We start from the raw sequence: 13243 nt of genomic DNA on the forward strand, positions 1-13243 counted from the left end.
TTCTTTTTGACCGCGGCGCGATCCAGGCCTTCCGCGGGCCAGCCATACCGAGTGTGCCCCTTCCGATCCTGCCGTGCCGGCCCAGATAAGCGCCCATGCTGGCCATTGAACCCGAGACCCAAACGCTCCCCGAACATCCTGTGGAACGCATCGAGGGCGATCCGTCCCGCGGTCTCCTGCTCGTGTGCGAACACGCCTCGAACGCGGTGCCGGAGGATCTTGAGCGGCTCGGCCTTCCGGAGCGGGAATTCTCCCGCCACATCGCCTACGACATCGGCGCGGCCGAGGTCACCCGCCGGCTAGCCGCCCGGCTCGGCGTGCCGGCCGTCCTGACACAGTTCTCGCGACTGATCATCGACCCGAACCGGGGGCGGCTCGACCCTACCTTGGTGATGCGCCTTTCCGACGGTGCGATCGTGCCCGGCAATGCCCGCATCGACGCCGCCGGCATCGCCGAGCGTATCCGGCGGTTCTACGTGCCCTTCGACCGGGCCGTGGACGAGGCCGTCGCCGGTGCCGAGACGGCCGGCGTGCGACCGATGTTCGTGACCATGCACAGCTTCACACCGTTCTGGCGCACCATCGCCCGGCCCTGGCAGGTCGGCGTGCTCTACGACCGGGATGCCGGGTTGAGCCGTCTGCTCATCGAGGCGCTGAGGGCCGATCCGGCGGGCCTGTGCGTGGGCGACAACCAGCCTTACGGCGGCGGCCTGCCCGGCGACACGATCGACCGGCATGCCACTGCCCGTGGGCTACCCAATTCCCTGATCGAGATCCGCCAGGATCTGATCGGCGGGCCCGAGGGCCAGGAGGAGTGGGCGCAGCGCTTCGCCCGCATCCTGGGGCCGATGCTGCGTCCGCCGGCTTGACGAGAGAAGAGCGTGGGACGACCTCTGCGGCATCCCATCGACGCTGCGAGAGGCACCCCATGACCGAACCCCTGAGCCGAATCGACCCCGCGACGCAGACCGAGCTGGAGGCGGCCGTCTTCCGCCGCCTCGTCTCGCATCTACGCAACCGCACCGACGTGCAGAACATCGACCTGATGAATCTCGCGGGCTTCTGCCGCAACTGCCTGTCGAACTGGCTCAAGGACGCGGCCGACGAGCGCGGCCTCGACCTCTCGAAGGATCAGAGCCGCGAGCACGTCTACGGCATGCCCTACGAAGAGTGGAAGCGGAAGCACCAGACCGAGGCGAGCCCCGAGCAGCAGGCGCGCTTCTCCTCCGGTGAGGCCGGCGGTCACTGACGAGCGGCCCCGGCATCAACGAGCGGGTAAGGTTGATGCCGTAATCCCGGGGCATCCGGCGTGGGTCCTCGGGCGCACGCCATCCCTCGCGTGAAGGAGCGCCGCCATGGCCGCCTCGCCTGCCCCCGCCGTCGATCCGTCCTCGGTCGCTGCCGACCAGCTCAAGAGCATCATCGAGCGCATCGAGCGCCTCGAAGAGGAGAAGGCCGGCATCGCGGGCGACATCAAGGACGTCTACGCCGAAGCCAAGGCCAACGGCTTCGACGTGAAGGTGCTGCGCAAGATCATCTCCCTGCGCAAGCGCGACCACGACGAGCGCCAGGAGGAGGAGGCGATCCTCGAATTGTACCTTCAGGCGCTCGGGATGGCGTAGGACCTCACGACCTTACTTAGGGAATTTGAGCCAGACCTCATCCTGGGATGCCGCGCAGCGGGCGCCTCAGGATGAGGGGTATGAATGGGAAAGTCCTTGCGTCAGGCATCGGCCAGGGGGAGCGGGATTTGCCGTCGCGCAAACCCGCCGGCACCGCTGCGATCCCGCCGGACTTGATCATCCATTCGAGCCGGTGGTCGCGATCTTCTCGGCGCCGCTCGCCCGTCGTGTAGCGGTGCGAGGCGGTGGCCGTCCTCTCTGCAGCGGCATCCAGGACCTCGGCGGACGGGCCCCCCGGGGTGGCGCGACCGCCTGGAGCGTCAACGGGCGATGGCGGGTCCGTTCGTGACGGAGCCGGTGAAACGGGCAGCGGAGAACGTCAACGGCTCCGTCGAGAACCGACTCGCGATAGACTTCAACGGAATGTGCAGCGCCTCCGCGGGCAAAGCCTCGTCGGGGCGCGGACGCGCCAACGCCACGCGGACCGGCGCCGTAGGAGCTGCGGGCTCCGACATGCCCTGAATCGCGGCGAAGAGCAGGCCGCGCACCTGCTCGCGCGGGTCGGCATCCGCCGGTACGAGGCGCGCCTCCGCTCCGTCCGGCTCCGACGATGCGGCGGCGGTCCCGGCTTCCGCCACATGCACCATGCCGCCGAGGCCTTCGCCGTTGAGGGAGGCCAGTTGGACCGGACGCTGGGGCGGAAGAGGAATGGTGAGAGCTGTGGCGACGACGGCGAACTCGGAGGGCCGCCGCGGCGGCAGCGGCGCGAGGACCGCCTGGTCCCTCTCACCCGTCAGCAACTCCTTCGCCGAGGCACCGTCCCGGCGCAGGCTCGTCGCGCGCAGAGCCTCGGAGGCATTCGGCGCGGCATAGGCCATGGCCCCGTCGGTCGGGTCGGCGCTCGCGACGACGATGCTCGGCTTCGCCCGCGCCTTCGACGGCGCAGGGCCGTTGGCGAGAGCGGCCGGCGGCGCATCCGTCCCGCTGCTGCCCCCGAACAGGGAGGCGAAGAAGCCCTTCAGGCCCGGCCCATCGTCGATCTCGTCGGCGCTGGCGACCGCCGTGTAGCCCAGCACCGTCCCGCCGCGGGCCAGAATCTCGGCGCGCGCCTCCTCGTAGCGGGCCATCGGCTTGCCGTCGGCGGGCAGGTGGACGGTCTTGCCGTCCGGGAACAGCCGGGCGAGCTGGTCTTGGCTCATGCGTGGCCAGGAGCGCACCGAGCCCACATCGAGATGGACGAAAGGCGAGCCGGACCGAGGATACCAGCCGACGCCGCCGCGCTGCATCCGCATCCCCACGGCTCGGATCTGGTCGATCGAGGCGTCGGTCATGAAGAAGTCCATGGCCTTGCCGAGCATGTGCTGGCTGGTCTCGGCAACGCCCGAAGAGCGCCGCCGCAGCATGCCGTTGGTCTTCGGGCTGCGATAGCCGCAGACGATGCGCAAGGGCGCGGTTGAGCCGATGGAGCGCTGCGCCTCCCACACGACGTCGAACAGGCGCGGGTCCATCTTGACCGATTCATTCTCGCGCCAGTCGCGGAGGAGCCAGTTAAGCTGGTCGAGGGCGGCGCGATCGTAGCGCCCGTCGCGCTTGAAGGTGACCGTCAGCGTCTCGCCAGTGTGCTCCTGCACCATGGAGAGGGTACGGGTGTCGCCGTTCGCGACCGCATCCTGGGTTTCGGCAGTGCCGGCCACCAGAAGGGCGGCCATGGCGCCGGCGGCGGAAGCGAGACGCTTCAGGCGCGGGGAAGGCGAAGTCCGGTTCGAGGGCCGGCGGTTCCGGATCGTGCGCAGCATGGTCCTCACCTCGCGGGACGGTCGCGACATCGGCGATGTCGCGGGGGCGCAAGGATGGCCGAGGACCGGAAAGGCGGGTCGTCGGGGCCCGTGCTGCTCGCCGTCTTCAATGACGGCTACGGGCGAACCGTGGCAAAAAAGTGCCTCGCAAGAGCTTCGCCGCGCGCTGTCCCGCCCAAGACGACGCAACTGCCGATCTGTGCGGGAAAAGACAAGAGCGTGCGACTACCAGAAGCTGCGCTGCGGGGCTTCGTAAGTCTGGCCAGCCCACGGATCTCCGAACATGTCGGGCGTCCGGCGCGTTCCCGCGCGGCGCTCGCTCCGTACCGCCTCGCGCGTCGCGGCCTGACGCGGCACCGCGCGGGCGTCCGCGGCCTTCGCCTTCGTGGCTGCGGGCCCCTTCGCCACTGCGTCCGAGCGGGCGGCGAGACCCAACGCCACCTTCATCGGTCCGTCATAGCCGTAGAGATCGGTCAGGGTCCTGTAGGAGCCGAGATCGTCCACCTCCGCCGTGAAGTAGGCCAGATGCACCGGCAGCTTCTCGGGCAGGCGCAGGGTCCGCTCGCCCTTGCCGATCAGCTTCTTCAGGCGCTCCTCCGTCCAGTTAGGCAGCACCGCGTCGGCAAAACGGAACGGATCATCCACGCGCACGCAGCCGTGGCTGAAAGCGCGGGTCGAGGCTGAGAACAGCGAGCGGTTCGGCGTGTCGTGCAGGTACACCGCGTGCTGATTGGGGAACATGAATTTGACAAAGCCAAGCGCGTTCCGCTCGCCCGGTGGCTGACGCAGGGAGATCGTGTTGCCTCTCCGCACGACCTCGAACCCGGCAGTGCGGCCGGAGGCGAGCATCTGCTTGAGGATAGACGGCGGCACGTACCAGGAGGGGTTGACGACGGCATACTCCATCATTCCCGAGAAGATCGGGGTCGGGCTCGTCGGCTTGCCGACGATGACCCGCGTCTCATCCCGCTGCGTGCCGCCGCGGAACACCTTCAGCTTGAACTCCGGCACATTGACGAAGACGTAGTCCGGACCGAGTTCGGATGGCAGCCAGCGCCAGCGCTCCATATTGACGAGGATGTCGGCTTCATTCGCGCTCGTCTTCGGCACGTTCGGATTGGCGAGCGCTGCGACGGTGGCGCGGGTGAGCGTGCCGCTCGCCGGGAGGCCGCGACTGCGCTGGAAGTCCTTCACGGCGTCGGCGACGGAGCGGTCGTATGCGTTAGACTGACCGGGCGCGGAGTCGAGAGTGCCGGCGGAGCGCGTTTCAAGGCCGAACCGGCTGCGCAGCAGCGGCACGCGCGGATCGCTCATCCCGAGCTTGAGGACGGGTCCGTCGGGAAGCTTGACGCTCGGCGCCCCTTGCGTCCGTCCGACCCTTAGGCCGGCGAGCCGCTCCTTCAGGGCCAGGTAGCCCGGCTGACGCGGATTGTAGGATTGCAGCACGTCTCCGGCCTGCGCGCCCGCCGCAGCGAGGCGGGTGAGCACCGTATCGGCCGGCGGCAGATCGAGGGTAGGCGTGATCAGCTTCGAGATCGTGGCCGGATTTACCCGCCCGCCGCGGGCGTCGCGGGCATAGAGGGCGAGCGCGGCCGAGAGCTTGAGGTCGGCCTCGGCGATCTCGGCATCCGTGTCCGGGCGGCTGAGCTTGCCCACCGCCGGCACCGGGTAGGCGTTCGGATCGAGCCCGTCCTCGCCGGCCGCACGCAGGCGCGCGATCGCCGCGTTGGCTGCGGCGTTGAAGGCTCCGTTCTCGATCCAGATCGGCTTGAAGTTGCCGAGCGCGTAGAAGGCCTGGATCGCCTCGCGATCCTTGCCGGTCAGTCGCTGCAGCAGCGGTGCATTATCGTTGAGGCGCGCATACACGGCCCCCGGAAGCGGCTCGCTGGGTGTAACCGGAGCGGGCGGCCCCACGGCGGTCGGGGCGGGAGTGGGCTCTTTGGGCGCCGCAGGGGCTTCGGCGGCCGACGGCGTGTCGTCGCTCGTTTCCGGGGAGAGGGCAGGACCGTCCGCGGGATCGACCGCGGCCTTGCGGATGACGATCCCGCTCTCGGCGGCGGGCTCTTCGGCACGGGCCGGAGCGTGGCCGAAGGCGAGGAGGGCAGCCAAGGCGACGGACAGGGTCCGCGCGACACCCGTACCGGCTCCCGATGCAGCGCGCATGTCGGCAACTCCCTGGATACGGCCGAGAATGCCGCAGCTCTGCTTAAAGATCATACCGAAGCATGGCCGTGCGCAACCACACGGCCACGGGTCACAGCCGAGGGGCACGGCCAAGGGGCACGGCCAAGCCTGATCCTGAAGGCGAACAGCCGAGCACGCTCGACTGTTCCAACCTCAGGCGGCGTCCTCGGAACGCTCCTCTTCGTCGAGGCCGAGTTCCTTGAGCTTGCGATAGAGGGTGGATCGGCCGATTCCGAGGCGGCGGGACACTTCCGACATTCGGCCACGGTAGAATTGCAGGGCGAAGCGGATCACCTCCGCCTCGATCGTTTCCATCGTCTTCATGTCGCCTGTGTCCTCGACGACGAGCGACATGGCGTGGGGGTCGCGCACCTCGATGCGAACGATCTCCCGCACCGGCTCGAGGCCGCCCGCGGGCAGGGCAGCCTGCATCGGCAGTGGCGGGATACGCACGTCGAAACCCTCGACCTGCGCGGCGATCTGCGGAAATTCCGCCACCGTCAGCTCGTCTCCGTCAGCGAGCACGACCGCGCGAAACAGCGCGTTCTCCAGCTGGCGCACGTTGCCGGGCCAGGGATAGCGGGAGAGCAGCGCCATCGCCTCCGCCGTAATGCCGCGCAGGCGCTTGCCTTCCTCCGCCGCGAACCGCGCGCAGAACGAGCGCACCAGATCCGGGATGTCCTCGCGCCGCGCCCGCAGCGGCGGCAGCGTCATGGGGAAGACGTTGAGACGATAGTAGAGATCTTCGCGGAACTTGCCCTGTTTCACGAGGTCGAGCAGGGAGCGGTTGGTCGCCGAGATCAGGCGGATATCGACGCGCACGGCGCGCTTGCCGCCGACCGGATCGACCTCGCCCTCTTGCAGCGCCCGCAGAAGCTTCACCTGCGCGTCGAGCGGCAGCTCGCCGATCTCGTCGAGGAACAACGTGCCGCCGGACGCTTCGACGAACTTGCCGACATGCCGCTCGGTGGCACCGGTGAAGGCGCCCTTCTCGTGGCCGAACAGAGTGGACTCGACGAGGTTTTCGGGAATCGCGCCGCAATTCACGGTGACGAAGGGCTTGCCGCGGCGGTCGCCCGATCCCTGAATCGCCCGGGCCAGCACCTCCTTGCCGACGCCCGACTCGCCCTCGATCAGGACGGGGATGTTCGACTTCGCCGCTCGCTCGGCGAGCCGGATCACCCGTTCCATGTCCGGGCTCTTCGAGGCGAGATCCTTGAAGCCCAGCGCTCCGGAGGCGCGGCGGCGCATGCGGCGCACCTCCTCCTCGAGCTGATCGACTCGCAGGGCGTTCTTGATCGAGACCTGGAGCCGCTCGGCGCCGGCCGGTTTGACCACGAAATCGACGGCACCCGCGCGCATGGCGTTCACCACCGCGTCGATCGACCCGTTCGAAGTCTGCACGATGACCGGCGTATCGATTCCGCTCTTCCGCATCTCGGCGAGCACACTTAGCCCGTCCATGCCGCCGGGCATGACCAGATCGAGCAGCACGACATCGACGCTGTCTCCGCTCCGCAGGAGAGCGAGCCCGTCATGGCCGTTCTCCGCGATCCGAGGCTCGAAACCGAGGCGGCGTACCATCGCCTCGGCGAGGCGGCGTTGGACGGGATCGTCGTCGATGATGAGAACGGTGGTCGACATGCGGGGCGCCTCGCTTTCCGTTCGAGCCGGTCGCAGGCGGACGTGGCCTCCAAGGAGAGACCGGCGGCGCATGGCGGCGGCTGTTTCGTTTCGAGGCACAGGGTCGCCTAAGAGCGTAAAGCCCCGCTTAACGACGCTCGAATTTTGCCCGTCCGCCCGTCCAGACGACATTGCGCGCGATCCCTAGGCCCCGCGACGCCGGGGATTGCGGGGCGCGGTTGATCGTGAGGGCCTTGCGCTCGATATCTGACCCCGGCCACGTGGGCTCTCTCGAAGCCGAACCCGCGGCCCAACGCGTCGAGGAAACAGCACATCATGTCGAGCCGAGCCGTTTTCGCTGCCCTGTCCGCGGAGTTGCCGAGGGAAGTCGAGGAGCTTTCGGCCGTGCGCGGCGCGCTGCAGGCGGTCGATCTCGGCGTGCTGCCCGAGTGGGACCTCACCGACCTCTATCCCGGCATGGATGCTCCCGCCTTCCGGGACGACCTCGACCGGGCCGAGGCCGAGAGCCGGGCTTTCGCCGAGCGCTACGCCGGCCGGATTGCCGAGATCGCCGCCGGGCCGGACGCCTCTTCCGCCCTCGGCGAGGCGGTGCAGACCTACGAGCGGATCGAGGATCTGATGGGGCGCCTGATGTCCTATGCCGGGCTCGTCTATTCCGGTGACACCACGGACGAGTCCCGCGCCAAGTTCTACGGCGACACCCGCGAACGGTTGACCACGGCGTCGGGCGATCTGCTGTTCTTCGGCCTGGAGCTGAACCGCGTTGAGGACGGCCTGCTCGACGCGGCGATGGCTGACGGACCGCTGGCTCGCTACCGGCCCTGGATCGAGGATCTGCGCCGCGAGAAGCCCTACCAGCTCGACGACCGCACGGAAAAACTGCTCCTCGACAAGTCGGTGACGTCGAGCGCCGCCTGGGACCGGCTGTTCAACGAGACGATCGCTTCGCTCCGCTTTCCCGTTCAGGGCGAGCGCCTGACGCTGGAGCCGACCCTCAACAAGCTTCAGGACCCGGATGGCGCCGTGCGCCAGGAGGCGGCGCTGGCGCTCGGTGAGACGCTGCGGGCAAACCTGCGCGTCTTCACGCTGATCACCAACACCCTGGCCAAGGACAAGGAGATCTCCGACCGCTGGCGCGGCTTCAAGGATGTGGCGGATGCCCGCCACCTCTCGAACCGCGTCGAGCCGGAGGTTGTCGCGGCGATGGTCGAGGCCGTGCGCGCGGCCTATCCGCGCCTGTCGCATCGCTACTACCGGCTCAAGGCCAAGTGGTTCGGTGTCGATGCGCTGCCCTACTGGGACCGCAATGCGCCGCTGCCGAAGGTCGAGCAGCGCACGTTCCCCTGGGCGCAGGCCCGCGACACGGTGCTGGAGGCCTACAATGCCTTCTCGCCGGACATGGCAGGCATCGCCAAGAAATTCTTCGACGGCGGCTGGATCGATGCGCCGACACGGCCCGGCAAGGCCCCCGGCGCCTTCGCGCACCCGACCGTGCCCTCGGCCCATCCCTATGTGCTGGTGAACTATCAGGGAAAGCCGCGGGACGTGATGACCCTCGCGCACGAACTCGGCCACGGCGTGCATCAGGTGCTCGCGGCACCCAACGGCGCTCTGATGGCACCGACGCCGTTGACGCTCGCCGAGACCGCAAGCGTCTTCGGCGAGATGCTGACCTTCCGCCGCCTGCTGGGCCAGACCACCAACCCGACGCAGCGCCGGGCGATGCTGGCGGCCAAGGTCGAGGACATGATCAACACGGTGGTGCGCCAGATCGCCTTCTACTCGTTCGAACGGAAGGTCCACCTCGCTCGCGCCAAGGGCGAGCTGACGGCCGAGCAGATCAACGAACTCTGGATGTCGGTGCAGTCGGAGAGTCTCGGTCCGGCGATCACCCTCGACAAGGGCTACGAGCCGTTCTGGGCCTATATCCCGCACTTCATCCACTCGCCGTTCTACGTCTACGCCTACGCCTTCGGCGACTGCCTCGTGAATTCGCTCTACGGCGTCTATGCCCGCGCCGAGCCCGGCTTCGTCGAGCGCTATTTCGCCCTGCTCTCGGCCGGCGGCTCAAAGCCCTACGGCGAATTGCTCAAGCCGTTCGGCCTCGACGCCAGCGATCCGGGATTCTGGCAGATCGGGCTAGGGATGATCGAGGGGATGATCGCGGAACTGGAGGCGATGGAGGCTGCTTAGCCCACATCGTATGGGCTAAATGCCCCGCAACGTGTTGTACGGTCAGTACAACACGTTGCGAAGTGCCCCATGAAGCTCGAAGTCAAGCGCGTCGGCAACTCGACCGGCCTCATTCTACCGAAGGAGCTCGTTAGCCGCCTCAAGCTCGAACAGGGTGATTGGCTCTACGTGACCGAGAATGCAGATGGCACAGTGCGCCTGTCTCCCTACGATCCGACCTTCGAGAAGGGGATGAAGATCGCCGAGCGCGCGATGAAGACCTATCGCAACGCCCTGGCTGAACTTGCGAAGTGAGCGAGATCGTCTGGCTGACGAGCGATCTCGTTCAAGCCATCCATGCCCATCAGTTCAAGCTCTTCGGCGGCCCTCCCGGCCTGCGCGATGAAGGCGCTCTGGAGTCGGCTCTCGGGCGACCGATCAACCGCGCCGGTTACGGTGAGCCTGATTTGGCGGAGCTTGCAGCTGCCTACGCCTTCGGCATCGCCAAGAAGCACCCTTTCATTGATGGCAACAAGCGGGCTGCGCTGCTGGCACTCGTCACTTTCCTCGGCCTCAACGACATCGATTTTGTTGTCAACGAGGCGGAGGCCGTCGTGATGCTTCAAGGCTTGGCTGCTGGCGAGATCGACGAGGCTGGCCTGACCCGCTGGATTCGCGACAACTGGCCGAAGGCGTAGTGTCGGCCGCGGCGCGCCGTCCCATAGCCCTGGGCGCGGCACCGAGCGGTGCCTATCTCCGGTCGAGTCCCGACAGAAATTGATCCGAGGCCATGGCCGAGACCGACCGCGAAGCCAACCGCTTCACTGCCCGCGCGAGCCGCTATGCCAGCGTCGGTGCCAATGTCGGAGGGGTGGCCGCGCGGATGGCGGCGGCACGCCTGTTCGGCAGCAAGGACGGCGCGAGCCTGAACAATGCGGCGGCGCTCGCGCAGGCGCTCGGCGGCCTCAAGGGGCCGATCATGAAGGTGGCGCAGTTGCTCGCCACCGTGCCCGACCTGCTGCCGCCCGAATACGCCGCCGAACTACAGAAGCTTCAGGCTGACGCGCCGCCCATGGGCGCGGCCTTCGTCAAGCGCCGGATGATGGCTGAACTCGGCGCCGATTGGCAGAGCCGGTTCGGCAGCTTCGACCTCAAACCCGCCGCCGCCGCCTCGCTGGGTCAGGTCCACCGCGCCGAATCGCTCGACGGTGCGCCGCTCGCCTGCAAGCTCCAGTATCCCGACATGCAGTCGGCGGTGGAAGCCGATCTCAAGCAGCTTCAGGTCGCTTTCGCCCTCCATCGCCGCATGAACTCCTGGCTCGACACCTCGGAGATCGCCAAGGAGATCGGCGCGCGGGTGCGTGAGGAGCTCGATTACGGCCGCGAGGCCAAGCATGCCGCCCTCTATGGCAGCGTGCTCAAGGACATCGATGCCGTACGGGTGCCGACGGTGCATCCCGATCTCTCGACGAAGCGCCTCCTCACCCTCGCCTGGCTCGATGGCGAAAGGATTCTGACCTTCGCCGACGCTCCGATCGAGATCCGCAACCGCATCGCCCAGGCGATGTTCAAGGCGTGGTGGCACCCGTTCAGCCGCGCCGCCGTCATTCACGGGGACCCGCATCTGGGCAACTACACCGTCTTCTCGGAGGCTGGCGAGGCGCAGGGCATCAACCTGCTCGATTATGGCTGCGTGCGCATCTTCCACCCGCGCTTCGTCGGCGGCGTGGTCGATCTCTATCGCGGGCTGCTGGAGAATGACCGGGACCGTGTGGTCCATGCCTACGAAGTTTGGGGTTTCAAGAAGCTCGACAAAGAGACCGTCGACATCCTCAACATCTGGGCCCGCTTCATCTACGGCCCCCTGCTGGAAGACCGCACGCGCACCGTCGCGGACGGCGTCGAGCCCGGCGCTTACGGGCGGCGGGAGGCCTTTTCCGTGCATCAGGCGCTGAAGGAGCGTGGTCCGGTCACGGTTCCACAGGAATTCGTGTTCATGGACCGGGCGGCCGTGGGACTCGGTGCTGTCTTCCTGCACCTGCGTTCGGAGCTGAACTACCATCGCTTGTTCGAAGCCGAGATCGAACGCTTCTCCCTGGAGACACTTGCTGAGCGCCAGGCAACCGCGTTGGCTGAGGCCGGCCTGCCCGCTCCGGTGTAACAAAAGTCGGCTCACGACTCGCCGACCTGACCGTCAAGCTGATTGCGAGTGAGTTGGCCTTGCGCTAAATCCGCGCGTGACAAGCAAAACGATACCAGGGAACGGGCGCGCAATGGCGGACACGAAGACCCTCACCGGCCTGAACTACAGCCCGGCGATGGACGAGAAGACCCACGAGCAGACCTATCGGGGCTTCGTCCGCTTCGTCGAGATCGGCACCGTCACGGTTCTGTGCTGGGTGGTGGCCCTTGCCATCGGCGGCGTGCACGAGGCGTGGGTGACTGCCATCATCGGCGTTCTGGTTTCCTGGGTGGCTGCGGCCGCCGGCGCCTTCGTTCCGGCCATCGGCTGGAAGGCACAGGCCTTCGTGCTCGCAGCACTTCTCGCGATCCTCTTCTTGAGCTGAGGATCGATTCTTTCAGGCCGGCCTTCGGGTCGGCCTTTTCCAGATCTGAACTTCCCAGCAAGCTCGGATACCGGCACGCCGAAAGGCGGCTGTAAGAACGGGAGCAACTGATGCGTATTGCCGTCTTGATGGAGACGGACCCGATAGAACCGCGGGTCGCGGCCGTCCCAGAAACGGTCAAGAAGTTCATAGGTCTGGGGTGCGATGTCGTCGTGCAATCGGGTGCCGGCGCCAGGGCCGGCGTTCCCGATGGGGAGTACGAGGCCGCGGGCGCCAAGATCGCCGGGAGTGCCGAGGAGGCACTCTCCGGCGCCGACCTCGTCCTGAAGGTCCGCCGTCCGAACGCCGACGAACTGGGTAAGATCCAGAAGGGTGCCACGGTCGTTGCGATCATGGATCCCTACGGACATGAGGACGAGTTGAAGGCCGCGGCCGAGGCGGGCGTGAATGCCTTCGCCATGGAGCTGATGCCCCGCATCACCCGTGCGCAGGTGATGGACGTCCTCTCCTCGCAAGCCAACCTCGCCGGCTACCGCGCCGTGGTCGATGGTGCTGCCGAATACGGCCGCTCCCTGCCGATGATGATGACCGCCGCCGGCACCGTTCCGGCCGCACGCATCTTCATCATGGGCGTCGGCGTCGCCGGCCTCCAGGCCATCGCCACCGCCCGCCGCATGGGTGCCGTGGTGACCGCCACCGACGTGCGACCCGCCACCAAGGAACAGGTTGAATCGCTCGGCGCCAAGTTCGTTGCCGTCGAGGACGACGAGTTCAAGCAGGCCGAGACGTCGGGCGGCTACGCCAAGGAGATGTCGGCCGAGTACCAGAAGAAGCAGGCGGAGCTGGTTAAGGGCCACATCGCCAAGCAGGACATCGTCATCACCACGGCCCTCATCCCGGGACGCCCGGCGCCGAAGCTCGTCTCCGAGGAGATGGTCGCCTCGATGAAGCCGGGTTCGGTACTTGTCGACCTCGCGGTCGAGCGCGGCGGCAACGTCGCCGGAGCCAAGGCGGGTGAGATCGTCACCGTCGGCAACGGCGTGAAGATCGTCGGCCACCTCAACGTGCCGGGCCGCCTCGCAGCGACCGCCTCAAGCCTCTACGCCCGCAACCTCTACGCCTTCGTCGAAACGCTGATCGACAAGGAAGCGAAGGCGCTGGCGGTGAAATGGGACGACGAGCTCGTCAAGGCCACCAACCTCACCCGCGACGGTCAGGTGGTCCACCCCAATTTTCAGCCCAAAGCCTGATCGGTCGC

The 13243-nt window shown here is 67.4% G+C and carries 12 protein-coding genes; 9 read left to right on the forward strand and 3 right to left on the reverse strand.

All coding sequences use genetic code 11. The features are described 5' to 3' along the window. The first annotated feature begins 95 nt into the window (after positions 1-95). From FHU13_RS01955 to FHU13_RS01965, 3 genes are all read left to right on the forward strand, one after another. Positions 96-869, forward strand: a complete 774-nt coding sequence (locus tag FHU13_RS01955) for an N-formylglutamate amidohydrolase (RefSeq protein ID WP_183434166.1) — start codon at positions 96-98, stop codon at positions 867-869. Between the two features lie 59 nt (positions 870-928). Continuing rightward, entirely contained in the window at positions 929-1249 is a 321-nt protein-coding gene (locus FHU13_RS01960) for a DUF1244 domain-containing protein (protein ID WP_183434167.1), read from the forward strand. A gap of 106 nt (positions 1250-1355) precedes the next feature. Beyond that, positions 1356-1622, forward strand: coding sequence for a DUF2312 domain-containing protein (locus tag FHU13_RS01965; RefSeq protein ID WP_003601858.1), 267 nt, complete (start codon positions 1356-1358; stop codon positions 1620-1622). A 320-nt stretch (positions 1623-1942) separates the two neighbouring features. Here the strand turns inward: FHU13_RS01965 and FHU13_RS01970 are convergent, their stop codons facing one another. The 3 genes from FHU13_RS01970 to FHU13_RS01980 form a co-directional block, all read right to left on the reverse strand. Next, positions 1943-3418, reverse strand: a complete 1476-nt coding sequence (locus tag FHU13_RS01970; protein WP_183434168.1) for a DUF882 domain-containing protein — start codon at positions 3416-3418, stop codon at positions 1943-1945. A 225-nt stretch (positions 3419-3643) separates the two neighbouring features. Then, positions 3644-5581: a murein L,D-transpeptidase gene (locus FHU13_RS01975; protein ID WP_183434169.1), complete on the reverse strand. Its 1938-nt coding sequence runs from the start codon at positions 5579-5581 to the stop codon at positions 3644-3646. A 174-nt stretch (positions 5582-5755) separates the two neighbouring features. Continuing rightward, the gene (locus tag FHU13_RS01980) at positions 5756-7246 is read right to left on the reverse strand and encodes a sigma-54-dependent transcriptional regulator (protein WP_183434170.1); all 1491 of its coding nucleotides are present in this window, start codon (positions 7244-7246) and stop codon (positions 5756-5758) included. Between the two features lie 315 nt (positions 7247-7561). Between FHU13_RS01980 and FHU13_RS01985 the strand changes: the two genes are divergently transcribed. From FHU13_RS01985 to FHU13_RS02010, 6 genes are all read left to right on the forward strand, one after another. Then, positions 7562-9439 (forward strand): M3 family oligoendopeptidase, encoded by a 1878-nt coding sequence (locus FHU13_RS01985; protein WP_183434171.1) that lies wholly within the window; start codon positions 7562-7564, stop codon positions 9437-9439. Between the two features lie 69 nt (positions 9440-9508). Then, the gene (locus FHU13_RS01990; protein WP_141951694.1) at positions 9509-9733 is read left to right on the forward strand and encodes an AbrB/MazE/SpoVT family DNA-binding domain-containing protein; all 225 of its coding nucleotides are present in this window, start codon (positions 9509-9511) and stop codon (positions 9731-9733) included. After that, on the forward strand, positions 9730-10116 hold the full coding sequence (locus FHU13_RS01995; protein WP_183434172.1) for a type II toxin-antitoxin system death-on-curing family toxin: 387 nt from the start codon (positions 9730-9732) through the stop codon (positions 10114-10116). The genes FHU13_RS01990 and FHU13_RS01995 overlap by 4 nt, the downstream gene beginning before the upstream one ends. A 92-nt stretch (positions 10117-10208) precedes the next feature. After that, on the forward strand, positions 10209-11579 hold the full coding sequence (locus tag FHU13_RS02000) for an ABC1 kinase family protein (RefSeq protein WP_183434173.1): 1371 nt from the start codon (positions 10209-10211) through the stop codon (positions 11577-11579). A gap of 112 nt (positions 11580-11691) precedes the next feature. Then, positions 11692-11985, forward strand: coding sequence for an aa3-type cytochrome c oxidase subunit IV (locus FHU13_RS02005; RefSeq protein WP_108940643.1), 294 nt, complete (start codon positions 11692-11694; stop codon positions 11983-11985). Between the two features lie 110 nt (positions 11986-12095). Beyond that, positions 12096-13235, forward strand: a complete 1140-nt coding sequence (locus FHU13_RS02010; protein ID WP_183434174.1) for a Re/Si-specific NAD(P)(+) transhydrogenase subunit alpha — start codon at positions 12096-12098, stop codon at positions 13233-13235. Positions 13236-13243 lie beyond the last annotated feature (8 nt).

Origin of the sequence: Methylobacterium sp. R2-1 (assembly GCF_014191355.1) — a bacterium.
Taxonomy (GTDB): Bacteria; Pseudomonadota; Alphaproteobacteria; order Rhizobiales; family Beijerinckiaceae; genus Methylobacterium.

Coding starts and splice junctions, on each gene's coding strand:
- FHU13_RS01955 (WP_183434166.1), top strand. CDS start 96: ATGCTGGCCATTGAACCCGAGACCCAAACGCTCCCCGAACATCCTGTG.
- FHU13_RS01960 (WP_183434167.1), top strand. CDS start 929: ATGACCGAACCCCTGAGCCGAATCGACCCCGCGACGCAGACCGAGCTG.
- FHU13_RS01965 (WP_003601858.1), top strand. CDS start 1,356: ATGGCCGCCTCGCCTGCCCCCGCCGTCGATCCGTCCTCGGTCGCTGCC.
- FHU13_RS01970 (WP_183434168.1), bottom strand. CDS start 3,418: ATGCTGCGCACGATCCGGAACCGCCGGCCCTCGAACCGGACTTCGCCT.
- FHU13_RS01975 (WP_183434169.1), bottom strand. CDS start 5,581: ATGCGCGCTGCATCGGGAGCCGGTACGGGTGTCGCGCGGACCCTGTCC.
- FHU13_RS01980 (WP_183434170.1), bottom strand. CDS start 7,246: ATGTCGACCACCGTTCTCATCATCGACGACGATCCCGTCCAACGCCGC.
- FHU13_RS01985 (WP_183434171.1), top strand. CDS start 7,562: ATGTCGAGCCGAGCCGTTTTCGCTGCCCTGTCCGCGGAGTTGCCGAGG.
- FHU13_RS01990 (WP_141951694.1), top strand. CDS start 9,509: ATGAAGCTCGAAGTCAAGCGCGTCGGCAACTCGACCGGCCTCATTCTA.
- FHU13_RS02000 (WP_183434173.1), top strand. CDS start 10,209: ATGGCCGAGACCGACCGCGAAGCCAACCGCTTCACTGCCCGCGCGAGC.
- FHU13_RS02005 (WP_108940643.1), top strand. CDS start 11,692: ATGGCGGACACGAAGACCCTCACCGGCCTGAACTACAGCCCGGCGATG.
- FHU13_RS02010 (WP_183434174.1), top strand. CDS start 12,096: ATGCGTATTGCCGTCTTGATGGAGACGGACCCGATAGAACCGCGGGTC.